This window comes from Bartonella sp. CM120XJJH, assembly GCF_042194715.1.
Classification (GTDB): domain Bacteria; phylum Pseudomonadota; class Alphaproteobacteria; order Rhizobiales; family Rhizobiaceae; genus Bartonella.
The window spans coordinates 1-926 of record NZ_JBHINE010000079.1 but is presented as its reverse complement, the minus strand read 5'-3'; the positions used below and the strand labels follow the sequence as shown (position 1 = coordinate 926).

The 926-nt window shown below is 48.4% G+C and carries 1 protein-coding gene; it reads left to right on the top strand.

Translation table 11 applies throughout. The features are described 5' to 3' along the window. Positions 1-926, top strand: a 926-nt coding sequence (locus tag ACFIKU_RS09815) for a phage tail tape measure protein (RefSeq protein ID WP_375657395.1), incomplete at both ends; no start/stop codon positions are given.

The following is a 926-nucleotide window of genomic DNA, read 5'->3' as shown; positions in this document are numbered from 1 at the left end:
GCTGTTGCTTTTGATATGACGGGAGATCAGATTGGGGAGCGCTTTGCCAAATTGCGCAATGTCTTTAAGCTTAATCAAGCAGGCATTGAAGATCTAGGCGATGCTATCAATCATCTCTCGAACCACATGGCGGCAAAAGCCAGTGAAGTGTCTGATTTTACCAATCGTGCCACCGGTGCGGCAACCATGTTTAAGTTGACAGCCCGCGAAACCGCGGCATTTGGTACAGCGATGATTTCTGCTGGGATTGTTCCAGAGAGTGCTGCGCGTGGTTTTAATGCCATGAGTGCCCGCATTCAAGCAGGAGGCAAACATATTGAAGATGCTTTTGCCAATATTGGGCTTTCCCGCGAAAAATTCATGCAAGATCTGGACAAAGATGCCACCGGTACCTTGGTGCGCTTTTTTAATGTGTTGGGCAAATCCGAACAAGGGATGCGTTCGCTGATTGCCATTGCGGGGCGCGATTTTACCGGCGATTTTGCCAAATTGGTGGGCAATCCCGAATTGTTAGGGCAAGCTTTAGATTATGTGAAAGATCCACAAGTCTTTAAAGGTTCTGTAGAACAAGAAGCAGACAAACAAGCAACCGGTGCCATGCGGCAATTTGAACTCTTGCAAAACCGTATTGTGGCTCTGGGCATCACCATTGGTGAAGTGCTTCTGCCTCCTCTCAACAGTCTCATGGAAACTGTTGGTAATTTTACTAATGGGCTTATGGCGTGGGCGAATGCCCATCCCACTTTAACAAGCGCCATTATCAAAACCATTGCTGCCCTGATGGCTTTTAATATTGCTCTACGGGTTTTGCGCTTTACTCTTGCCGGTACACGCCTTGGGCTTCTTCAATTGATGGGCTCTTTTATCAAGATGGGTGCTGTTAGTCGTGGTGTTGCTGCAAGCTGGCGGGGCTTAGCAGCCGCAGG